This is a genomic window from Kribbella polygonati, from assembly GCF_050320105.1.
GTDB lineage: Bacteria > Actinomycetota > Actinomycetes > Propionibacteriales > Kribbellaceae > Kribbella.
Genome location: NZ_CP190129.1, coordinates 7,877,419 through 7,899,289, shown reverse-complemented (window position 1 = coordinate 7,899,289; position 21,871 = coordinate 7,877,419). Strand labels below are relative to the sequence as shown.

Below are 21,871 nucleotides of genomic sequence, written 5' to 3'. Positions count from 1 at the left end.
CGCGAAGCTGGGCCCCACGAAATCCGGCCTCAACCTCCGATTGGGCACTGCCGGCGCAACAATCGCCACCACCGGACTACTGGATGCAGTTCCGCAACCCCGCAAGGGGATTGCGGAACCGTAGCCTGCAGCCCAGTGGAGCCGCTCAGCGAGTCCAGCGGCCGACCGCGGGGACGCTGGTGATGTCGGTGTCGGCGATCAGTAGGCGGTCGAACTGGATGATCGCGGTGTCGACGTGCATCGGGACGAGGAGCAGCAGGTCGCCGACGGTGACCGGTTCTCGGGTTCGGCGGAGGACGAGGTGTTCCTGGGCGACGGATACGACCTCGAGGTCGGGGCGGTCCGCGACCTGCACGTGGGGGCGGCCGGCGTCGACCTGTGCGGAGGCTAGGCCTGCGTCGGTTGTGACTCGGTCGCCTGCGACGCTGACCACGCGGGTGAGTACGCCGGCTGCGGGGGCGAAGCCGGAGTTTTGGCCGAAGCGTTGTAGGGAGCGGCCGTCGTTGTAGAGGACGGTCCCGGGGCCGACGGTGCGTTCTCCTGGGCCGGTCCATGGTTCGTCGAGTACGTCGGTGAACGTGTGCGAGCTGCCCATTACGACTTCGTCGGGCGGACAGCCCGCGTCGGCTAGTGCTGCGGCGGTTTCCGCGAGTAGGCGCTGGTCCCAGGTCAGTAGGTCTTCTCGTGGCGCGTCGGCGAGGTGGCCGTCGTACGAGTGGAGGCCACGGAAGCGGTAGCCGCGGTCGACGACGTCGCGCGCCAGCCGCAGAACGGCTGCGGTGTCCTCGATCGGTACGCCGGTGCGGTGCATGCCGGTGTCCACGTCGACGAAGACCTCGACGGGCGGGATCCATGTCTCGAGTGCTGCGATCGAGTCGACCAGCGCAGACACCCGCACCTCAGGATGTCGGCGAGCGACCTCGGCGACCGCGTGCTGGGTCGGGCCGACCGCCGGGAATGCGAGGAGTACGTCCGGAGCGCCGGCCTCTGCCAGTGCCCGCAGTTCCTCGACGGTCGAGCACTTGAATCTGGTGAGACCCCGCTCCAGCAGCAACCGGTACCCCCAGGTGGAACGAGCCGTCTTCACATGACAGCGCCAGCCCCGAGGATCGCCGACCCGGCGCAGTACCTCGTCGATGTTGCGACGTACTGCATCCGCGTCGATCACGAAGGCGGGTGTGCGCTCGTTCTGGAGGAGAGCGAGGTCGATCACGCCAGCCGCCTGCCGAGGCGCTGGCCGATGCGGAGGTTTCGTACGACGCCGTCGGGGCCGGGCAGGAACTGCAGCTCGGTGCCGGTGAACGAGCCGTCGGTGATCGTGAACTCGGTCGGCGTCCAGGCCTTGCACCAGCCGGTCCCGTCCCGCTTGGGGCCCTTCATCTCGACCGCGAGCCGACCTTCCTCGACCCGTATCCGGGTGCGGTCCACGCTCGGGTGCACGTAGTCGCCGGTCACGCGTTCCAGGTCGGCCTCGGTGACGGCAAGCTCCTCCCGTGGTGGCGTCAGAGCACCAAGGACCTCTCGGCGAACTGCCTCGCGGACGGCGGTCGCGACCTTGCCGCCGGCGTCGCTGTTCGTCAGTACGGCGACGGCGACGCCGTGTTCCGGCAGCAGCATGAGCCGCGTCGCGTAGCCGTCGTACGAACCGCTGTGCCCGATCAGCTGCGCGTCAGGCGTCGTCGCCCAGCCGAGGCTCTGCCACTCACCCAGGCTCCCCGGCACGACGGGCTGCCGTAGCTCGGCGATCCGTGATGCCGGAAGGAGGTCCGCTCCGCCCAGATGCAGGGCTGCAAATCGCAGCAGATCGTCTGCTGAGGAGACCACCCCACCGGACGAGACACGAGCCCGAGGGAATACGTATGCACCGACTGGGACGGTCTTGCGCCCGCGCACCGCATGCGGCGCGGCCATCGGATCGGAGAACGTGGTCGCATCCATCCCCAGCGGCAGCAACACCCGTTCGGTCAAGGCCTGCTCGTATGACGTACCAGTCGCGATCTCGACCAGACGACCGGCCAGCCAGTAGCCGGTGTTGCAGTAGCCCCAGAACGCACCAGGCATGGCGTAATGATCGAGCGAACCGTAGTCGGCGATCAAAGCCTCGAGCGTGCCGTAGCCCGACAGGTCCCCGCGCCATTCGCCCTCCAACCCGGACGTGTGCAGCAACAGATGCCGGAGCGTGAGCCCTTCGCCGAGCGGGAGAGCCGGCAGCCAGTGCTCGATCGGTGCGTCGAGATCGAGCAGCCCCTCGTCGACCAGCGACATCACGAGCGTCGACGTCATCGGCTTCGTGATCGAGCACAGCCGGAACGTCGTACTTCCGGTCACCAGCTGTCCGTCCGCGCCGGTGACCCCGACGCCGCTCGTGAGCAGCTCGCCGTCCGCGATCACGCCGAAGCCGACACCAGGCGTACCAGAGCCCGCCCGCTCGGCGTCGATCACTTGACGGACCAAGGTCAGCAGATGTTCCGCTCTCATGCCGCAATCCCTTCGCCCGTGTAGAACCCGGTGCCCACCGGATCGATGACGGTGCCCAGGCCCGCCACTCGTTCGACATGCTCGCTGCCGTGGCTGGTGTGGACGAATCGCGTCCCGGTGCCCACCGCGACACCGTCCCGCAGAACCACGCGCCCACCGGCGATCACCGTGCTCGGTTTGCGTGAGCGGCGGTCGACGACAGCCAGGTCGGCGTCGGCGCCGATGCCGAGGTGGCCCTTCGCGGGGAGACCGAGCACGAGCGCGGGGACCCGGCAGGCCTTCGTCACCAGGTCGCGCAGATCCAGCAACCCCCAGTCGACCATCGAGAGACCCATCTCGAGCGTGACGTTGCGCGGGATCCCGCCGCCGTCGGTCGCGAACGCGTGGACGTCGAACCGGCCGTCGGCGTTCCGCGAGGCACCGAGCATCAGCCGGGAGATCCCCGGGTTGATCGGCAGGCAGATGCCGGTGCGGGTCCCTGCTGCTTCCCAGATCTCCACGCCCGCGTCGCCGACCTCCAGGATCATGTCGTCGCTGGTCAGCCGCGGTACGGACGCGAAACCTTCGTGGATCGCACGCCGCAGTCCTGCTTCCGTACCGTCGTACCCGCCGCGCTCGAGCCAGCCGATGACCCGCTTGTTGGTGGGTACGCCGTCCGCGCAGACTCCGGAGGTCCCGTTGATCTCCGCCAGATAGGACTCGGCGAAGACGTGCGGCGACGCCCTGAGTAGCTCCACCGCGATCTGTGCTTCCTGGTCGGCGGTCTCGATGTCGCCGCGGCAGTAGCTGTTCACGTGCGCGATCTGGATGTGGTTGTCACCGGCAAGTTCCAGCGTCTGCCGCAGTCCTTCGATGTCGCTGCCCGCGGTCGTCGTACCGCAGTGGCTGGCGACCCACACACCATGCCGGTTCGCCTCGTCGATGATCGCTCCGGTCGCGTCGGCGTCCCAGCCCTTGTCCACATGGAGTTTCACCCCGATACCACCGGCGGCGAGGATCTTGTCGAAGGCGGCTCGGATCTGCGGGCGGGTCGGGTTGCGCGGCATGTGTACGTCGGGCTTGACCTGCTCGACGACGGCGACCTGCAGCCCCACGCCGGACCTGGCGCCTTCCTCGACGACGCTCGCCGCTGTACCGGACAGGTCGAGCGCCGTGGTTACCCCGGCGCGGGCGAGCATGGCGTGCGCCGCGCCCGGTGCAACGTGGGAGGCGATGTGCACATGCAGGTCGACCAAGCCGGGAAGAACCAGACTGCCTGCCACCTCGATCACCTGCTCGGCTGCGCCGTCCAAGTCCGGTCCGACCGCGACTACCCGGCCGTCGACGATCGCCAGGTCGGCGATCTCGTCCCGTCCATGGGTGGGGTCGACCACGCGACCACCGCGCACCAGGATGTCGTAGGTCATCGAACACCTTCCGTCTCGTTGAGATGACAGATGCTGCCGGCAACGATCGTCGCGCGTACCTCCGCGGCGGCGATCTCACCGGACAACAGATCACGATCGAACAGCGTCAGGTCCGCGTCCTTGCCGACCGCCAACGTCCCGCGCCGGTCCTCGGCGTACGCCGCCACCGCCGAGCCGTACGTGTACGCCGTCAGCGCCTGCCGGACCGTCAGCGCATTGGACCCCGCGGGACCGACCTGCTTCGAGGCCGTCACCGCGTTCGGCCCCGCGGGACCGACGTAGTTCGAGGTCGTCAGCGCCGCGGTCAGCGTGCCGATCGGGTCGTACCCGACGACCGGCCAGTCCGAGCCGAGCGCGATCGTGCCGCCCGCGCCGAGGATCTGCGCCATCGGCCAGGTCCAGGCGGTCCGCTCCGCGCCGAGCAGTTCGACCCACGACTCCACCCGTCCCGGATCGTGGCAGGCGTGCAACGGCTGGATGCTCGCGATCACCCCGAGCTGTGCGATCCGCCGTACGTCATCGGGCCCGGTCACCTCGATGTGCTCGAGCCGATGCCGCCGTACCCGAGCGGACCCTGGCCTGATCTGACGGCCCGACCACGGACCGTTGCGCTCGGCAGCAGCTTCGAAAGCGTCCAGCGCCATCCGGACGGCCCGGTCGCCGATCGCGTGCGCCTGGACCTGCCAGCCCCGGCGGTCCGCCTCGACCACGAACGCGGTCAGTTCGTCCGGCTCGAAGGCGGCCCGTCCGGTGCCGCCGTCGGCGTACGGCTCCAGCATCGCCGCCGTACCGGTCTCCACCACGCCGTCGACGAAACACTTCAGGATGCCACCGTCGATCCAGTCCGCGTCCCGGAAGCCGCCGAGTAACTCCTCGTGATCGTCCAGAGTCGCGTACCAGTCCGCGAACGACTGCCCCGGCTCCAGCATCAGCGCCAACCGGGACCGCAACTTCAGGTCACCTCGATCACGGACCTGGGTCCATCCGGGCACCTCGTACGGATAGGTCCGCGGATCCTGTACGGCGGTGAACCCGGCCGCAAGCAACGCCGGCATCGCGCTGAGCAGATCGCTCTCGTAATCCGTGGTACCGCGCTCGGGCATGACCCGATGGATCAGTCGCGAGGCCCGTTCGAGCAGCGCACCGGTCGGTTCGCCGGCAGCGTCCCGATGAATCTCGCCGTCCGGCGGATCCGGCGTGTACCGGTCGATCCCCGCCAGCCGGAGCGCCGCCGAGTTCACCCAACTGGTGTGACCGTCGGCGTTCACCATGAACGCCGGGCGATCCGGTACGACGGCGTCCAACTGCTCCTTGGTCGGCAAGCCGCCGGGGATCATCGGGTAGCTCCACCCGCCGCCGACGACCCAGCCCTCCGTACCCGCCCCGTACTCGCGGATCAGCCGCTGGAGCTCACCCAGATCGGTCGCACCCGACAACTGGAGGCGCTGCATCCAGGCGCCACCCGCGAGAACGTGGGTGTGTGCGTCGTCCAGACCCGGGGTCAGCAATCCGCCGCCGGCGTCGAGCACGATCGCGTCCGGGCCGACGAGCTCCATCAGCTCATCGCCGCCGATCGCCGCGATCCGGCCGCCGGAAACCGCCAGCGCACTGACCTCCGGACCGAACTCGACGCCAGGTGGCGGCAACAGAACAGCATTGTGGACGACAAGATCGGCAACCGACGGTCTATGCTGCATTTGGACAAAGTATCCAACTCTTGGAGAAAATGCATGCCCTCGGCGCACATCGATATCACCCGGGCAGCCATCGAGACGGCACTGGCTGCCGGGGCCGGCTATGCCGACGCCAGAGCGGTGCACACGACCTCCGAGCGCTTCGCTGTCGGGACCGGGCGGCTGACCGCGGCCCACACCGACGAGAGCATGGGCCTCGGTGTCAGGGTCCAGGTCGATGGAGTCCTCGGATTCGCCGCCGGCAGTGACCTGAGCCGCGACGGCCTGCGGGCTACGGTCGAGCACGCCGTCGAACTGGCCCGCGCGGGCGGACCTGTGCAGCGGGTCCGCCTCGCGGATCGCCCCGTTGCCACCGGCTACTACGCGACGCCGATCGCCGAAGATCCCGCGTCGATCGGTACGTCGGAGAAGGTCGACCTGCTCCTCGCCGCGGACGCTGCCGCCCGGGAGGTGCGCGGTGTCACCGCGACGCAGGTCGACCTCGGCTGGCGGCACGAGCGGAAGGCGTACGCCGACTCCGAGGGGAGCACGCTCGAACAGGATCTGTGGTCGATCGGCGCCGGGCTGGAGGTGTATGCGAGCAACGACTCCGAGCGACAGCGGCGCAGCTGTCCGGACTCCCGCGGCGGTCGCTGGGCCACTGGTGGTTTCGAGTTCGTGCGTGCGCTGGACCTTCCGGGTCAGGCGGGGCGAGTGGCCGAAGAGGCGGTCGAGTTGCTCACCGCGCCGGTCTGCCCGAGCGGTCCTACCACCGTGATCCTCGATCCGAGTCAGCTGCACCTGCAGATCCACGAGTCGTGCGGGCACGCGTTCGAGGGCGACCGGATCCTCGGCGACGAGGCGGCATACGCCGGCACGAGCTTCGTCACGCCGGCCATGGCAGCGGACGGTTTTCGGTACGGCTCCGATCTCGTGACGCTGGTTGCCGACGCCACCGCGGCGGGCGGCTTGGGTACGTTCGGATGGGACGACGAGGGCGTGCCGGCCCAGCGCGTCCCGTTGGTCGAGGCAGGCCGGGTGACCGGATTGCTCACGTCGCGCGCCAGCGCCGGCGAACTTGGCGTACGGGCAGGCGGTCAGGTCCGCGCCGAGAGCTGGAACCGGTTGCCGATGATCCGGATGACCAACATCAACCTCGAACCGGTGCCCGGGCACAGCCTCGACGACCTGATCGCGGCGACCGACGACGGCCTGTACCTGTCCACCAACAAGAGCTGGTCGATCGACGACCGGCGGTGGGGCTTCCAGTTCGGCACCGAGGTCGCGCGGGAGATCCGCGGCGGCGAACTCGGCCGGCTCTACCGCAATCCGACGTACTCCGGGACGACCGTGGATTTCTGGCGATCGTGCGATCTCGTGGGTGATGCCGGCAGTTACGTCATGTACGGCTCACCCAACTGTGCGAAGGGGATGCCGCCGCAGGCCGGGTACGTCGGTCACGGCAGCCCGGCCGCGCGGTTCCGCAACGTGGAGGTGCGTGGCGCATGAAACTCGCGCAAGCAGTTGTCGACCAGGCGCGGAGCCGCGGTCTTCAGCACGTCGAAGCCGTCGTACGCCGGAAGGACTCGGCGCTCACCCGCTTCGCGCGCTCGCAGATCCACCAGAACATCCAGTCGACCGAACAAGTCGTCCAAGTGCGGGTCGTGCTGAACGGCGCCGTCGGCCAGGCGATCACGAACCGCCTGGACGACAGCGGACTCAGCAACCTGCTCGACCGAGCGGTCGCAACCGCGCGGCAAAGCCGCCCGGACCCGCTCTGGCCAGGGCTGCCGGTCGAAGGCGCCGGCTTTGTCGACCTCGGAGCTGACCGGCCTGCAACAGCCGCCCAGCGAGCAGCCGCTGTCGACGCCATCGTCGCCGCAGCATCAGACCCCAGCCCGGCGCGGAGCGTTGGCTTGGTCGAGGTGCACGGCGTGGTGCAGATCGACCATGAGGCAATCGCCATCGCCAGCACGACCGGGCTCTTCGCCACCACGCTGCGGCCCTCGGTGTGGGTCGTCGTACTGGCGATGGCGCCGGACGGCGGGACGGGGTACGCCGAAGAACGCTCGGCGTCACTCGACACCATCGACGTCTCCGCACTCGCGAAGGCTGCCTGCCGAGACGCGCAGCGCACCTCGTCGGCGCTGGCATCCGGCAGGGAACTCCCACCCGCTCCTGACGCGGAACTGCCGGCGGTGCTGTCGGAGTACGTCACCGCCGACCTGGTCGCGAAGACCGCCCGGCTGGTCAGCAGCGCGGCCCGCGTGGCGGACGGCTCATCGCCGTACGGGCCTGGGTTCCGGCTGGGGGCGGAGCTCATCCGGCTGACCGACGACGGTCACGACGCGAGCGGCGTACCGAATCCCTTCGACGACGAGGGCGTACGCCGCCGCCGGATCGAACTCGTCGACGCCGGGAGAACAGTCGACGTGGTCCACGACAGCACGACCGCTGCGGCCTCCGGCACCACCTCGACCGGACACGCACTCGGCTACCCGGACCAGGTGGGGCCGCTGGCAACCAACCTGTTCCTGCAGCCCGGCAACGCAACTGAGGACGAGCTGATCGCCAGCATCGACGACGGCCTGCTGGTCCGCCGCTTCTACTACACCAACGCCCTGGACCCGCGCCGCATGCTCATGACCGGCAACGTCCGCGACGGCCTGTTCCGCATCCGCGGCGGCGAGCTCGCCGAGGCCCTGGCCCCCGCCCGCTTCCGCCTCTCATACCTCGACCTGCTCCGCTCAGTCGACGCCGTCGGCACCGACGCACGCACGGTGAGCGGCTGGTACGGCGGCGTCAACATCCTCGGTGACGTCACCGTCCCACCCGTGCGAGTCAGCGCCCTCCGGCTCTAGGGCAGGTTCGGTTCGGCGCCGAGGGGGCGTTGGGGGAGGAAGACCGGTTTGCCGGTGACGGGGTCGTTCAGGACGGTGGCTTCGATGCGGAAGACGTCGCGGAGGAGGTCGACGGTGAGTACGTCGGACGGGGCGCCGTCGGCGACGATGGTGCCTTTTCGGAGGCAGACGATGCGGTCGGAGTACGCCGCGGCCTGGTTGAGGTCGTGGAGGACCATGACGACGGTGATGCCGCGGGTCGTGTTCAGCTCCTGGACGAGGTGCATGACCTCAAGCTGGTAGCTGATGTCGAGGTACGTGGTCGGTTCGTCCAGGAAGAGCGTCGGCGTCTCCTGGGCCAGCGCGAGCGCGATCCACGCGCGTTGCCGTTCGCCACCGGACAGCGCGTCGACGTCACGATCGGCGAACGCACTCATCCCGGTAGCCGCCAGCGCCGCCGCCACTACCTCGCCGTCGTGCCGGCGCAACATCCGCAACGCGCCCACATGCGGGTACCTACCCTGCTCCACGAGCTCGCGGACGGTGAGGTCGGGCGGGGTGGTCGGCGACTGCGGCAGTACGGCGAGACGCCGCGCGACCTCGACCGATGACAGCCGGCTCATCGGCGTACCCTCGATGAACACCTCGCCACCCTTGAGGTCGAGCAGCCGGGCGCATCCCTTGAGCAGAGTGCTCTTGCCCGACCCGTTCGGCCCGATCAGGCACGTCACGGTCCCCGGTTCGATCTCGAGGTCGATCCCCTCACAGACCGTGCGGCCGTCGTACCCGACGCTGACCTGCCGCGCGTGCAGAGCGTGCGTGCCGGTCTGCTCGGTCTTGGGGGTAGCCACTGTGGTCACCTTCGCCTCCAGATGAGCGAGATCATGAACGGTACGCCGAAGACGGCGAGGTACAGCCCGGTCGGCAGGTAGTCGAAGCCGATCTTCTCGCCGAAGCCGGACAGGTACCGCTGCGGCTGGATGTTCCGCGCGGCGAAGTCACCGACCACCACGATCACCGCCCCCATCAGCGCCGACGCCGGAATCAGCCTCCGCAGATCGCTGCCGACCCACCGGCGCACCATGTGCGGCGCCATCAGACCGACGAACGACAACGCGCCCACCACAGTCACAGCACCCGCCGTCAGCAGGACCGACGCGGCGAGTACGAGGAGACGATCGCGGCCGAGGCGCTGCCCGAGCCCGAGCGCGACGTCATCGCCGAGCTGCAGCGCGTTCGCCCGCGGGACCGCGAACAGCAACAGAATCAGACCGGGCGCGAGGTACGTCGCGGCCAGCCGGAGATCGTCCCACCCCTTGAGGTTGAGCGAGCCGGACATGAACCCGAACACCCGGCTCGCGTCCGAACCCAGGAAGATCAACGCCAGCGACGACACCGACGTCAGGATCCCGCCGATCAGAATCCCGATCAGGATGAACTGCGACGACTCCGCCGAGCCCAGCCGCCGGGTCGCCACGTGGATCACCGCCGCCGTACCGATCCCGCCGATCGTGCCGCACACCGGCTGGATCCAGCCGACGTACTGGTACGGCAGGTTCGGCGCCACGACGCCGAGCAGCAGGACAGCCGCGACCACTCCTTGGGAGACGCCAATGATGTCAGGGCTGGCGAGCGGGTTCCTGGTCAAGGCCTGCAGCAGCGCCCCGGCGACCGCGAGCGCCGCGCCGACCAGTACGGCGAGGAGCGCCCGCGGCAGACGAGTGGTCACCCCGAAGCGCGTCAACCGCTCCACGTCGGCCGATCCGGTCAGCGAACGGACGAAATCGGCCGGCGAGATGCGGAAGTTGTCGCCGTACAGGACCGAGCAGACCACGAGGGTCACGATCACCACGACCAGGAGCGGCGCAAGCCATCTCCAACGACGGGAGCGAGCATCCGCACGAGGTGCCAATGCGGGAATCGAGGTGACGAGCTGTGCCATTCAGACCTCCACCGGGGGCTGCGCATGGCGGACGGACCGGCGGGCCAGCACGACCGCGAGCGGGCCGACCACCACGATCGTCCAGATTCCGGCGGGGATCTCGGTCGGGAAGAACAGCAGCCGGCCCGCGGTGTCGGCGAGCAGCAGTACGACGGCCCCGACCATTGCCGACGCCGGCAACACCAGGTGCGCGTTCGAGGTCCGCAGTACGACCTTGGCCACATGCGGGCTGAGGAGCGCGACGAAGCTGATCGGGCCGATGACGGCCACCACCGGAGCGACCAGCAGGCACGCACAGGTGAGCAGCAGCGCACGGGCGCGGGTAACGCGCATGCCGCGACCGATCGCCATGTCGTCACCCAACTGGAGCAGGTTGAGCGCGCGCCCGCTCAGCAACGCAGCAGGCACGGCAACCACCAGCCAAGGCAGCACCAGCCCGAGCCGCGACCACGAGGCCGGGGCCACGCTCCCGGCGGTGAACCCGAAGAACTGGCCCAGACCGACCGCTCGGTCGATCGGCAGTAGCACGATCGTTGCCGAGGTCAACGTCGCCCCCAGGGACGCGATCACCACGCCGACGAGCAGCAGCCGTACCGAGTCCCGGATCGACCGCGCCAGCACGATCAGGATCGCGCTCGTCGCCAGACCAGCCACGATGCACACCACCGGGAGCATCAGCCGCGGCAGGAAGCCTGGAAACAGCACGGAGAGCGCGACCACGAACGCCGAGGCCTGCGACAGCCCGAGGATGCCCGGATCCGCGATCGGATTCTTCAACGTGTACTGCAGGACAGCGCCCGCCAGGCCCAGCGCGAGCCCTGCGACCAGCGCGAGGATCAGCCGGGGCAGCCGGACGTGATTGACCAGGTACGCGCCGTTTCCGTCCGCGTGTCCGGTGAGCGCCTGCCACAGAGTGCTGAGCGAGATCGCCGGCTCGCCTTTCAGCAGGTACCAGCACCCGACCAGGACCACCAGCGCGAGGCTGATCCCGCTCAGCAGGAGGAGTCTCCTACTTGGCCGAGAGCGGGGAGTAGTCGTCTGCGTAGACATAGTCGGTGACCTTTCCCGGATCGGCGATGCCCGAGTTCGCACCCCAGGCGTTGTAGGCGTACTCCTGCAGCGACGGCGCGAGCGTACGGAGTGAACAGCAGAAGATCCGGCTGGTCGCGTTGTACACGTGCTGATCCTTCACCGCGGTCAACTGCTTCCAGACGGCATCACCGCGCCGTTTCCAGTCGAGCGCGGTACCGTTGGCGCCACCCATGTACGGAATCCAGCCCGGGTTCAGCGCCAGGAACGCTTCGCTGTTCACGACCCAACTGGTGGCGTTCCGTGCACTCGACTCCGCACACTTGCCCAGCTTGTACTGATTCAGCGCGACACAGAACGCAGACGTCGGAGCGATCAGCTGATAGGTGCCGTCATCGGTCTGGAAGATCGGGGCGACCGTGGTGTCCGCGGCCCCGGCCGGAGCCTTGGATGCCAGCTTGGTCATGAAGGTGTCGAAGCCGTCGTTCGCCGCTTTCGCCTCGGCCACCTTGCCGGTGACCTGACCCATCAGCTCGACGTTCTTCTTGTACGCCTCCAAGCCGGTGAGTTTGCCGGAGTCGTCCAGACCGGGCGCGTAGAGATAGAGGACCGGGGCAACGGCCTCGAACGCCTTCACCTCAGGCGACGCCGGTCCGCGGGTCACGATCAGGTCGACACCCGCCTTCGCCCAGGACTCCGCGTTGTCCTCGCCGCCGAGCTTGTTGACGTCCTGCTCCGGCAGGCCGTTCGGATAGATCAGCTTGCCCTTGGTGGTGTCGACGGCGTTCGGCGAGGCATGCGGTACGACGCCGAGTGCCGCGAGGATCTCGTCACAGCCCGTCCAGTAGCAACCGATTGCCTCAGGCTTCTTCTGAAGCGTCAGTTTCTGACCGGACGCGTCGGTGATCGTCAGCGGGAAGGACGAGCCCGCGGCGTCGTTGCCGCCCTGGTTCGAGGTCTTCCCGGACGACGAACACGCCGCGAGCAGGGCGCCGGTCAGGATCGCGACTGCCGCGATCACGACCGGACGCAAGGCTTTTCGTGACATCGCTTCTCCTACCACTCGATCCGTTGCCGGCTGTTCCGTGGACTGTACGAGCGCTCTAGACTTCGCGTCAATGCTTTGGACAATTCGTAAAGCCGCCGTAGCACGGGGAACACATTCCGAAGGAGTACGCCGATGCTCGACCTACGTATCGAGGACGCCGTCGTCATCACGATGGACGACGAACACCCGCTCGCCCACACGATCGGGATCTGGAACGGCCGGATCGTCGGCGTCGACGATGCCGTGCGCGATCTCCCGGCCCGCGAGGTACGCCGCCTGAACGGCGCCACCGTCCTGCCCGGCTTCATCGACGCGCACACGCACCTGGCCTGGGCCGGCCGCGCGGAGCGATCCCTGGACCTGTCCGGCGTACGGACCAAGGCAGAGCTGCTTGAGACTGTTGCCAGGCACATCGCCGGCCAGGAGACAGGCACCGACTGGCTCGACATCGCCGGGTACGACGCGACCGCCGGCTTCGACCTGTGCGCCGCCGACCTCGACACGGTGACCGGCGCGCGGCCGACGTACGTCGTCGACCGCTCGGGTCACGCCGCGGTCGTGAACAGCGCCGCGCTGCAACGGATCACCGAACGAGGCGTAACCCTCGACCAGACCAACGGCCGCCTGTTCGAGAACGCGCACACAGCATTCCGTCAGCAGGTGAGGCTTCCCTACAGCATCGACGAGATCAGCACCGCGATCGCGGCGGCCGCAAAAGTTTGCGTCGAGCAAGGTGTCACGACCTGCTCCGAGGCCGGCATCAGCGGCGGCATGGCCGGCAGCAGCCCCGTGGAGTTGCTGGCGTACCAGCACGCACTGCGGAACGGCCGCCTGCCGATCCGCGTACAGGCGCTGGTGGGCAATGAGGCCCTTCCAGCGCTCAGCGGAGCACCGGAGGACCGGATCTCACTCGGCTTGGATCTCGGAGTAGCCACCGGACTCGGCGACGACCGGTTGTGGATCGGACCGCTCAAGATCTGGCTCGACGGCGGCATCCAGGCCCGCACGGCCGCCCTCAGCGAACCGTTCGTGGGGACAGCCAACACCGGTGAACTCGCGGGTGACCCGGCCGAACTGACCGACCGGATCGTTGCCGCGCACGAGTCCGGCTGGCAGCTCGCACTGCACGCGATCGGCGACCGCGCGGTCGACCTGGCGATCGATGCACTCGAGGCATGCCAGGCCGCGCTCCCCCGTCCCGACGCGGTTCATCGCATCGAACACTGCGGCCTGGTCCGCCCCGATCAGCTCGCCCGGCTCGCGGCGTGTGGTGCGATGGCGGTGATCCAGCCCGAGTTCATGTGGGCACACGGATCGGCGTACGCCGAGGTGCTCGGGCCGATCCGGACGCACTGGCAGTACCGCGGCCGCAGTCTGCTCGACGCCGGCGTACCTGTCGTCGGCAGCTCGGACCGCCCGGTCGTCGGCGGTGCACCGCTCCGCGCGATCCAGTTCATGGTCACCCGTGAGGACGAGCAGGGCGCAACGATCGGCCACGGCGAACAGCTGACCGTTGACGAGGCACTCCGCGCGTATACGGTCGAGGCCGCCCGCGCGGTCGGCAAGCCCGGCCGCCTCGGCGTACTCCGCTCCGGCGCCGAGGCCGACCTCGTCGTACTGGCCGACGACCCGCGCACCGTCCCGGCCGACCGCATCGCCGACATCGTCGTACTGCAGACGATCGTCGCCGGGGAGGTTGTCAGCTGACGGCGCGCATCGCGGCAGCCAGCTGAGGGTTTGCGTGGACCGGGTCGTCGGCGAGGGCGTCGATGACCCGGGCAACCACCTCGGCCGGCTTGTCCTGGCTCAGCTTCGCCTTGGCCACGATCCGGTCCGGCACCAGCCGGAACCCGGCCGTCGCCGGGGCGATCCGGCGCGCGTACGCCTCCTCCCCCTCCAGCCGCCACGGCACCGGCCGCCCCGTCTCGAAGTGGTCACAGGTACGCCGCAACACCTCGAACGTCTCCTCCGCACCGAGCACCTCCGGCCGACCGCTGAGATGCGCAACCACGTAGTTCCACGTCGGCACATACCCGCCGACGCCGTACCAGGTCGGCGACACGTACCCGTGCGGGCCGTAGACGATCAGCGTGGTGTCGATCTCCCCCAACCGATGCTGACGATCATCGGGCCGGCCGAGATGCCCGACCACACTGATGCCGTCGCGCTCCGCCTCAAGTACCACCGGCAGATGCGAGATCACCGGCTCCCCGGCCACCGCGCTGACCATCGTCACCCACCCATGAGACCGGATCAGCTCCCGCAACACCGCCACGTCGGACAACTCGAACTCAGCATGATGCAGCACGTCCTCAACTCCCCATCTTGGACATTTTGTCCATCCCCAAGACGATACCTCACTGACACCCCAAGACCATCGGCCTCGACCCTCGCATCATCTACCGCGAGCCCTGTGGCTGCGTGACATCCTCGTCACCCTGAGTGCTTGCTGTCGGCAACATTCGGCCGTACCGAACTCTGGACATGCGTCTCGCCAGCCTGTGTACTCGGCTGTACTGCGCGAGGGAGACTCATGCCAGGAATCAGGCTCGACTCCGTGTCCAAGGTCTTCGACGGCCGCCACCTGGCCGTCGACGGTGTCTCGCTGGACATCGCCCGCGGGGAGTGCATGGTCCTGCTCGGCCCGTCCGGCTGCGGCAAGACGACACTCTTGCGGATGATCGCCGGGCTGGAGGTGCCCACCGAGGGCACGCTCTGGTTCGGACGCACCGAGATCACCGACCTGCCCCCGAAGGAGCGCGGTGTCGCACTGGTCTTCCAGAACGGCGCGCTGTACCCGCATCGCACGGCGCGCGAGAACATCCTGTTCCCGTTGCGCATGGCGGCCGAGGACGCCGCGGAGGCGGACGCGAAGGTGACCGGCGTCGCGAACATCCTGGGAATCGACGAGACTCTCGACCGGTTTCCGAAAACGCTGTCCGGCGGCGAGCGTCAGCGAGTAGCAATTGGCCGCGCACTGGTGAGAAAACCTCGTGTTTTCCTGATGGACGAGCCGCTGTCCAACCTCGACGCGACGATGCGCACCGAACTACGGCAGGAGATCGGGGCGATGGTCCGCGATCTCGACGTCACCACCGTGTACGTGACCCACGATCAGGTCGAAGCGCTGACGCTGGCCGACCGGATCGCGATCATGCGCAACGGCCGGATCGAGGACGTCGGCACCTCTGAGCAGATCTTTCACGACCCGGCGACCGCGTTCACGGCCGGCTTCCTGGGAGTACCGCGCATCAACCTGATGTCCGCGACCGTCCGAGTCACCGACCATCACCGGGTCAGCCTCGACTTCGGCAACCAGAGCATCTCGCTCCCACCCATCGACCGCCGATCGCTGATCCTGGTGGATCACGACGGCGAACGGGTGATCGTCGGTGCCCGCTCCCACGCGTTCACCACGGCAGCCAGCGGCGAGGCCAACCAGTTGACGGGCGCCCTGAGAGCGCTGGAGTTCCACGGCAGCGAGTGGATGGCCTTCGTCCAGGCCGACATCGAACTGATCAACCCGGACCTCGTCGGCCGAACCACCCGGACAACCACTCCCGAGCACGGCGGCGGACGGTCTCGGCACGCAAACGCGGCCGCGCGCGGTTCCGGTCTCAGCACGCTGATCCCCGGAGTACGCCAAGTACAGGACAAGCTGCTCCGGAGACGTCGCCCCCACCCGTCGACCCCACACCCGACCACAGCATCGCACCGCCGCGCCGACCTCGTCATCGAGCTCAACGACGCCAGAGGCCTGCGGCCCGGCACCAAGGTCCACCTCACCGTGGACACCGAACGCCTGCACATCTTCGACGAATCCGGCCACCGCATCGACCGCATCACCCGCTGACCGGGAGCATTGAATCGAACGGCGCGACCTCTCCATCGGCTGTCGAATGTGGTGCGGTGGGCATGTCCCAGCTCGCCAGGAACTCCAGCACTTCCCGAGCCGGGAATCCCGGCGCCGCGGTGCACACCACGAGGCGGCCGAGCGCGGCAAGCCCGCAGTTGCCGAAACTCCGCACCGCGGGCGGACGAGCGCTGCCCGATGGCTCAGGTGGGTGGTCCAGATATTGCCACTTGGGCCTGATCCGAGGAGGGTGGATGGCAACCGGCAGTGCCGCCGGGGTGCTGCCCCTGAGCGTAAGGGGGTGGATCGTGTACGCGCGCTCCACCACGATCAGTGCCATACCGGCGTCGATCGACGCCGGCGTCGCGCAGGTGCGCGACGACGTACTGCCGAGGCTGATGGCGATGGACGGCTGTATCGGCCTGTCCATGATCACGGACCGGAACTCCGGCCGCTGCATCGCCACCAGCGCCTGGCAGTCGGAGGAGGCGATGCGGGCCACCGACGAAGAGCTCCGGCCGATTCGGGACCGGATCGCCGAGACCATGGGCGGCGGCAGCCCAGCTGTACACGAGTGGGAGATCGCCGTTCTGCATCGTGACCACCGCTCAGCCGTCGGCGCCTGTGTCCGAGCGACCTGGGTGCAAGTCGATTCGGCGGGACTGGACCGGGCGATCGACGTCTACAAGCTGGCGTCGCTGCCACGGCTCGAAGACCTGGCCGGGTTCTGCAGCGCCAGCCTGCTGGTCGACCGGGCGTCCGGCCGCGCAGTCTCCTCGGTGACGTACGACAGTCAGGAGGCGATGGACAGCAACCGTGAAGCCGCCGCATCCATGCGGTCCGCAACTGCCAAGGACGCCGGAGCGGAGGTGCTCGACGTCGGCGAGTTCGAGCTCGCGATCGCCCACCTGCGCGTTCCCGAACTGACCTGATCAACCAGCACAGCGACGGCCCGGCCCAACCCCGGGCCGTCTTCCTCTGGCAGCGGTCAGAACATGCCGTGTGGGTTGGCGGGCTGCTCGGGTACCGGTTGTACGACGTCCCAGTGCTCGGCGATCAGGCCGTCCTGGACACGGAAGACGTCCACCGCCGCGAGATCGCCGGTGGGCATACCGATCCGGTTGTGTACGGCGACCAGGGCATCGTCGGCGATGACCCGCCGGATGTCGGAGCCGGCCGCGAGCAATGCCGTTCCCGCCGGACTGCGGAAGAAGTCGGCGAACGCCTGGGCGCCGCTTGTTCTCGCGGGATCGTGGAGCACCCTCGGGTTGTGCGAGACGAAATCGGGATGCAACAGCTCAAGCGCGGCGTCGATGTCGCCGGAGTCGAACCGCGCGAACAGGTCCAGCACGAGGTTCCGGTTCGCGTCGATGGCACTGCGGGTCATGAATGATCCTCCTGTGGTGATGGCTGTGAGAGACGCGACGGATCGCGGGACCGCGACGTCACACGCGTGACGTCGGCCGGGTGTACGGCGTCGTAGTGTCAGGACCAGACGGAGGTGACTGTGGAGAACTTCGAGCGTCATCGGCAGCCGCTGTTCGCGGCGGCGTACCGGATGCTCGGCACCCGCGCCGATGCCGAGGACGTACTGCAAGAGGCTTGGCTGCGGTGGGATCGCGTCGACCACCGCGGGGTGGATGAGCCACGCGCGTACCTGTTCCGATTGGTGACCCGGCTCGCCCTGGATCAGTTGCGCCGGGTGAAGGCCCGTCGCGAGGCGTACGTCGGTCCATGGCTGCCGGAACCGCTCATCACCGCGCCGGGAGTGGAGCAGGACGCCGAGCTGGCCGAGTCGGTGTCCATGGGTCTGTTGGTGGTGCTGGAGACCCTGACGCCGGTCGAGCGCGCGGTATTCGTACTGCACGAGTCCTTCGGGTTCTCCCACGCCGAGGTCGCGGACATGACGGGGCGCACCGAGCGAGCCGTCCAGCAGCTCGCGTACCGGGCGCGGCAGCATGTCCACGCCCGCCGGCCTCGACGCCGAGCCGAGACTGTCGAGCACCGCGAGGTCACCGAACGATTCCTGGCCGCGGCTCTGGGCGGCGACCTCTCCGCATTGCTCGACATCCTCGCCCCCAACGTCGTCCTGGTCGCCGACGCGGACGGTACGTCGGAGACGCCACGACAGCCCCTGCACGGTGTCCGCGAGGTCGCCGGCTTCCTCGTCGATATGGTCGAGTTCTGGCCGCCTGGGCTGGGCGTCGAGGTCGCTCGGGTGAACGGCGGACCAGGCGCGGTGATCACCACCGAAGGCCGGCCGTTCCTCGTCTTCGCGCTGGACGTCGACCCGGCCGATCACCGATTGCGGGAAATCAGCGCAGTACTCAACCCGGACAAACTCACCCGGGTGGGATCATCTGGTCATGTCAGGTGACGTGCTAACACATGATCTTCCGGCCGGCTTCGGGTTTCGGCCGTATCGCGGCGTCGCAGATCACAGCGCCATGGCCGCGGTGCGGCTGGGGTGTGCCGATCGGGACGGCGTCGACGCCCATTCGGTCGTCGAAGGGCTCCCCGGAGAGGCCGAGGTCGCGGAGGAATCGGCCAAGGAGGAGGACCAGATCCTGGTCGTGTGCGACGGAAGCGTTGTCGGCTATTCGACCATCCGGCGGTGGCAGGAGCGGGACGACACCTGGGTCTATCTGCACCGCGGTTACCTCTTGCCCGAGCATCGCCGGCAGGGCGTCGGCTCGGCCATGCTCAGCTGGGCCGAGGAGCGGATCCGCCGGCTCGTCGACGACCATGGAACGGCGCCGACCGCGGTGATCGGCGCGAATGCCATGGCCTCCGAACAGGACGCCACGGCGCTGCTCCTCGCGGCTGGCTACCGCCGTGTCTTCAGCCTGGTCGAGCTGGAGCTCGACGATCTGCGGCAACTGCCCGAGCAGAATGGTCTCCCTGCCGGGCTACGAACGGGGCCTATCGGGTCAAGCGACTACCGAGCAGCGTGGAGAACGGTCGTCGATTCGTACGACGGTTCCGGCTTCACTCAGAAATGGCCTTTCCAGGAATTCCTCGACACGGCCGACCCGGCATGCTGGCGCGCTGCGTGGAACGGGCAGGACCTGGTCGGCGTGGCTCTCTGCTCGATCCGTCCTCACGATCGGACCGTTGGCGAGGTCGAAGAGCTGAGTATCCGGACCGACCACCGCCGCCTCGGACTCGGCAGAGCCCTGCTACTGGACGGCCTGCGAAGCCTTCACGAGCACGGGGCCGCGACCGCCCGGCTCTACACGGGCACAGCAAATCCGCACCGCTCCTACGATCTCTACGAGAGCGTCGGATTCCGGCGGCAGAACGAATTCGTCCGTTATCGCAAGTCTCTCGGCAGCTAGAAGGCGGAATCGCTCGCTGCTTGGACAATGTCCAGGAGACGGGACAGTCCTGCGAGATCGCTCCACTCGGCGAGGCTACACCGCGGGTGCGGACCCGGAGACGCATACGGATCCGCACCCGCCGTCCGGTTACTGGCTGAGCTTGGTCAGTCTGGTGTACCAGTTGCCGAGGCTGGTACGGGTACCGCCGCAGCTGCCGAAGCCTGCGAGCGTCGGGGACGGGAAGTACTGCGCGAGCGTGCACGTCTGGCCGATGTACTCCGAGGCCAGCCAGATGTTCGCGCCGTCCGTGACCGTGGCGCCGTAGTCACCCCAGCGGGTCCGCGGCGGATCACCGACGAACGCCTTGTATGCCGTGAATCCGTCGTGCGGCCCGAGCCCCGCGGCCGCGATGTGGATCGGTCCGACCGAGCCGTCCTCGGTGATCCGAACGTACCCGGCGCTCGGGAAGTGGTCCTCCCCCAGGACCGAGAACGCGATCGCGCCCTGGCCCGACGGGGTGAGCGCGATAGCCGGCATCGTCAGGTTGTTCCCGGCGAGCGCGACGTACCCCTGATCCTTCACGGAGCCTCGATCTTGCCGGCGCCGTTGATCTTCGGGCTCACCGCGAACCAGGCGATCCCGGTCTTCAGCTCCCCGTTGACCCTGACCGCGGTGCCGGCGGAGCCCCACAGGGTGCCGTTGACGTACCAGGTCTGCTGCATCCGGGAGTCCAGCGAGTCGGGGTGCGACTCGACCTCGTTGTGTGCCGGTTCAGCCGTGAAGAACACCTGCCAGCAGCCCGGACCGAACGGAGTCGGCCGCGTCGTGTCGTTGACGCACTGACCCAGCGGGATGTCGCCGGCCTGCTGATCGGCCTTCGGCGGGAACACGTAGGTCTCGCTGTTCACCAGTCGGCTCGTGACACCGAGCGCGGGCGTCGCAGTGTTGAGCGACGCGGTGTTCGTGATCCCCCAGATGCCGATCCTGCGGGCCGTACCGGTCGGGTTGCCGGTTTCGCTTCCGTCGCCGGCGATGGTGCTCAGCATGAACTCCGTGCCGTGCTCCTCCGGCGCGTATTCGCCGGCCGGCGAGTTGGCCGGCCAGACCGTGAAGCCCGGCGTACCGGCCACGTGCAGGTTCTCGACCAGCGTCATGTTGATACTCGCCGGATGCGCCGCGAGCTGCGCCTTCGGGAACGCGAAGATCTGTGCCGCGTTGTACGACGGCCCGAACAGGTCGTACTCGTTGGTGGATACGTATACACCGTTGCTGTCGGCACCGATGTGCGGGTAGTCCTGGAAGCACGGTCCGGGCTGTACTCCATCGAGCGTGCAGCCGTGGTTCGGTGTACCGTCCGTACCGTCGTTCTGCGCCGGCACGTGGTACACCGTCCACGCTCCGGTCGGGTCGCCGGTGTTCGAGACCGCGAGATCGATCGTGTTCTTTCCGGTGAAGTCACCACTCGGCAGGGTGTCCAGCGTCGTGATCACGACCATGAACCGCTGGTGATCCGGGTCGTAGAGGCAGACCGGGTCGATCACCTCAGGCCCGACTGCTCCGGTCGCTCGGTTGATCGCGGCCGGGTAGCCGAAGAACGTGTTCAGATCCTGCACACCGGTGAGCGCGGCGGCGGTCGCCGTACTGCGGACCTGCAGGACACTGTTGACTGCTTCAACGACATACCCGTTCCCGACGCACAGCGCCTGGTCGGGTGGCTCGAGCGAGAACTGATTGCCACCGTTGGCCAGCCGCTGGTCGCGGTGCCTGAGTCCGTCCACACTGGCCAGCACGTCCGGGTTCGTCGGCGCGATCGCGCTCGACGGCACCTGCGGAGCGTCCAGCGGTCGCTTCGGGAACACCCCGTGCGCGAACTCCGGCCGCGGCCGGTTGAACTGCGCCGCGTTCTGTTGCTCCTCGGTACGCCCTACCGGCCGCAACTCCGGCTGCTGCAAACCGTCCGGCCCGACGCTCCCCGCCCGGATAGACGTCGTCCCGGCGCTCGGAATCGCCCGAGTGCTGTCGGCCGCCGTCCCGGAAGCGGACGGAGCGACCGTACTGAGCACTCCGGCTACCAGTGCTCCTGCCGCCAGACCCACCGTCGAACGGCGCCTGGCGCGAGAGCTCAGCTTCATGGTTCCCCCTTCCAGCGAATTCCCCCACGCCATTGCAGACCCGGTGACCGACCGTGCACAAGAAGCTGGGTGAGAAACGCTGGAGAAACAGGTTCGCATGTTGCATCGCGTCAGCCGGGGAACACACACGCCGCGGCACACGGCGGCTAC

19 protein-coding genes are annotated in these 21,871 nt (G+C 68.3%); 7 read left to right on the top strand and 12 right to left on the bottom strand.

Annotation, left to right across the window (positions count from 1 at the left end; genetic code table 11):
- Positions 1 to 145: 145 nt before the first annotated feature.
- From ACQHIV_RS37905 to ACQHIV_RS37890, 4 genes are read right to left on the bottom strand one after another with little or no spacing between them, the layout of a single operon-like run.
- The gene (locus ACQHIV_RS37905; RefSeq protein ID WP_427889152.1) at positions 146 to 1,213 is read right to left on the bottom strand and encodes an alanine racemase; all 1,068 of its coding nucleotides are present in this window, start codon (positions 1,211 to 1,213) and stop codon (positions 146 to 148) included.
- Complete coding sequence (locus ACQHIV_RS37900; protein WP_427889151.1) at positions 1,210 to 2,478, bottom strand: serine hydrolase domain-containing protein; 1,269 nt, start codon at positions 2,476 to 2,478, stop codon at positions 1,210 to 1,212. Before ACQHIV_RS37900 ends, ACQHIV_RS37905 begins: the two co-directional genes overlap by 4 nt.
- Positions 2,475 to 3,884: an amidohydrolase family protein gene (locus ACQHIV_RS37895; RefSeq protein WP_427889150.1), complete on the bottom strand. Its 1,410-nt coding sequence runs from the start codon at positions 3,882 to 3,884 to the stop codon at positions 2,475 to 2,477. Before ACQHIV_RS37895 ends, ACQHIV_RS37900 begins: the two co-directional genes overlap by 4 nt.
- Positions 3,881 to 5,581 carry an amidohydrolase gene (locus ACQHIV_RS37890; RefSeq protein WP_427889149.1) on the bottom strand — a complete coding sequence of 567 codons (1,701 nt, stop codon included), beginning with the start codon at positions 5,579 to 5,581 and terminating at the stop codon, positions 3,881 to 3,883. The genes ACQHIV_RS37895 and ACQHIV_RS37890 overlap by 4 nt, the downstream gene beginning before the upstream one ends.
- A gap of 33 nt (positions 5,582 to 5,614) precedes the next feature.
- Here ACQHIV_RS37890 and ACQHIV_RS37885 point away from each other — a divergent pair, with 33 nt between their 5' ends.
- A complete protein-coding gene (locus tag ACQHIV_RS37885) occupies positions 5,615 to 7,066 on the top strand; it encodes a TldD/PmbA family protein (RefSeq protein WP_427889148.1) in 1,452 nt (483 codons plus the stop codon).
- Complete coding sequence (locus ACQHIV_RS37880) at positions 7,063 to 8,418, top strand: TldD/PmbA family protein (protein WP_427889147.1); 1,356 nt, start codon at positions 7,063 to 7,065, stop codon at positions 8,416 to 8,418. The genes ACQHIV_RS37885 and ACQHIV_RS37880 overlap by 4 nt, the downstream gene beginning before the upstream one ends.
- Here ACQHIV_RS37880 and ACQHIV_RS37875 read toward each other — a convergent pair.
- From ACQHIV_RS37875 to ACQHIV_RS37860, 4 genes are all read right to left on the bottom strand, one after another.
- The gene (locus ACQHIV_RS37875; RefSeq protein WP_427889146.1) at positions 8,415 to 9,248 is read right to left on the bottom strand and encodes an ABC transporter ATP-binding protein; all 834 of its coding nucleotides are present in this window, start codon (positions 9,246 to 9,248) and stop codon (positions 8,415 to 8,417) included. The genes ACQHIV_RS37880 and ACQHIV_RS37875 overlap by 4 nt on opposite strands.
- A gap of 5 nt (positions 9,249 to 9,253) precedes the next feature.
- The gene (locus ACQHIV_RS37870; RefSeq protein WP_427889145.1) at positions 9,254 to 10,249 is read right to left on the bottom strand and encodes a FecCD family ABC transporter permease; all 996 of its coding nucleotides are present in this window, start codon (positions 10,247 to 10,249) and stop codon (positions 9,254 to 9,256) included.
- A gap of 90 nt (positions 10,250 to 10,339) precedes the next feature.
- Positions 10,340 to 11,389, bottom strand: coding sequence for a FecCD family ABC transporter permease (locus tag ACQHIV_RS37865; protein ID WP_427889144.1), 1,050 nt, complete (start codon positions 11,387 to 11,389; stop codon positions 10,340 to 10,342).
- Positions 11,349 to 12,416: an ABC transporter substrate-binding protein gene (locus ACQHIV_RS37860; protein ID WP_427889143.1), complete on the bottom strand. Its 1,068-nt coding sequence runs from the start codon at positions 12,414 to 12,416 to the stop codon at positions 11,349 to 11,351. Before ACQHIV_RS37860 ends, ACQHIV_RS37865 begins: the two co-directional genes overlap by 41 nt.
- Before the next feature lie 132 nt (positions 12,417 to 12,548).
- Between ACQHIV_RS37860 and ACQHIV_RS37855 the strand changes: the two genes are divergently transcribed.
- Entirely contained in the window at positions 12,549 to 14,123 is a 1,575-nt protein-coding gene (locus ACQHIV_RS37855; RefSeq protein WP_427889142.1) for an amidohydrolase, read from the top strand.
- Here ACQHIV_RS37855 and ACQHIV_RS37850 read toward each other — a convergent pair.
- Positions 14,116 to 14,724 (bottom strand): FMN-binding negative transcriptional regulator, encoded by a 609-nt coding sequence (locus ACQHIV_RS37850; RefSeq protein WP_427889141.1) that lies wholly within the window; start codon positions 14,722 to 14,724, stop codon positions 14,116 to 14,118. The genes ACQHIV_RS37855 and ACQHIV_RS37850 overlap by 8 nt on opposite strands.
- 225 nt (positions 14,725 to 14,949) lie before the next feature.
- Between ACQHIV_RS37850 and ACQHIV_RS37845 the strand changes: the two genes are divergently transcribed.
- Both ACQHIV_RS37845 and ACQHIV_RS37840 read left to right on the top strand, forming a co-directional pair.
- Positions 14,950 to 16,269 carry an ABC transporter ATP-binding protein gene (locus tag ACQHIV_RS37845; RefSeq protein WP_427889140.1) on the top strand — a complete coding sequence of 440 codons (1,320 nt, stop codon included), beginning with the start codon at positions 14,950 to 14,952 and terminating at the stop codon, positions 16,267 to 16,269.
- 254 nt (positions 16,270 to 16,523) lie between these two features.
- On the top strand, positions 16,524 to 17,201 hold the full coding sequence (locus ACQHIV_RS37840) for a hypothetical protein (protein WP_427889139.1): 678 nt from the start codon (positions 16,524 to 16,526) through the stop codon (positions 17,199 to 17,201).
- A 56-nt stretch (positions 17,202 to 17,257) separates the two neighbouring features.
- Here ACQHIV_RS37840 and ACQHIV_RS37835 read toward each other — a convergent pair whose 3' ends face one another.
- Positions 17,258 to 17,656: a nuclear transport factor 2 family protein gene (locus ACQHIV_RS37835; protein WP_427889138.1), complete on the bottom strand. Its 399-nt coding sequence runs from the start codon at positions 17,654 to 17,656 to the stop codon at positions 17,258 to 17,260.
- 120 nt (positions 17,657 to 17,776) lie between these two features.
- Here ACQHIV_RS37835 and sigJ point away from each other — a divergent pair, with 120 nt between their 5' ends.
- Both sigJ and ACQHIV_RS37825 read left to right on the top strand, forming a co-directional pair.
- On the top strand, positions 17,777 to 18,646 hold the full coding sequence (sigJ, locus tag ACQHIV_RS37830; protein ID WP_427889137.1) for an RNA polymerase sigma factor SigJ: 870 nt from the start codon (positions 17,777 to 17,779) through the stop codon (positions 18,644 to 18,646).
- Positions 18,636 to 19,607 carry a GNAT family N-acetyltransferase gene (locus tag ACQHIV_RS37825; RefSeq protein WP_427889136.1) on the top strand — a complete coding sequence of 324 codons (972 nt, stop codon included), beginning with the start codon at positions 18,636 to 18,638 and terminating at the stop codon, positions 19,605 to 19,607. The genes sigJ and ACQHIV_RS37825 overlap by 11 nt, the downstream gene beginning before the upstream one ends.
- A 129-nt stretch (positions 19,608 to 19,736) precedes the next feature.
- On the opposite strand, the gene ACQHIV_RS37820 is transcribed toward ACQHIV_RS37825, so the two are convergent.
- Positions 19,737 to 20,171 carry a hypothetical protein gene (locus ACQHIV_RS37820; protein ID WP_427889135.1) on the bottom strand — a complete coding sequence of 145 codons (435 nt, stop codon included), beginning with the start codon at positions 20,169 to 20,171 and terminating at the stop codon, positions 19,737 to 19,739.
- Positions 20,168 to 21,721, bottom strand: a complete 1,554-nt coding sequence (locus ACQHIV_RS37815) for a hypothetical protein (protein ID WP_427889134.1) — start codon at positions 21,719 to 21,721, stop codon at positions 20,168 to 20,170. Before ACQHIV_RS37815 ends, ACQHIV_RS37820 begins: the two co-directional genes overlap by 4 nt.
- Positions 21,722 to 21,871 lie beyond the last annotated feature (150 nt).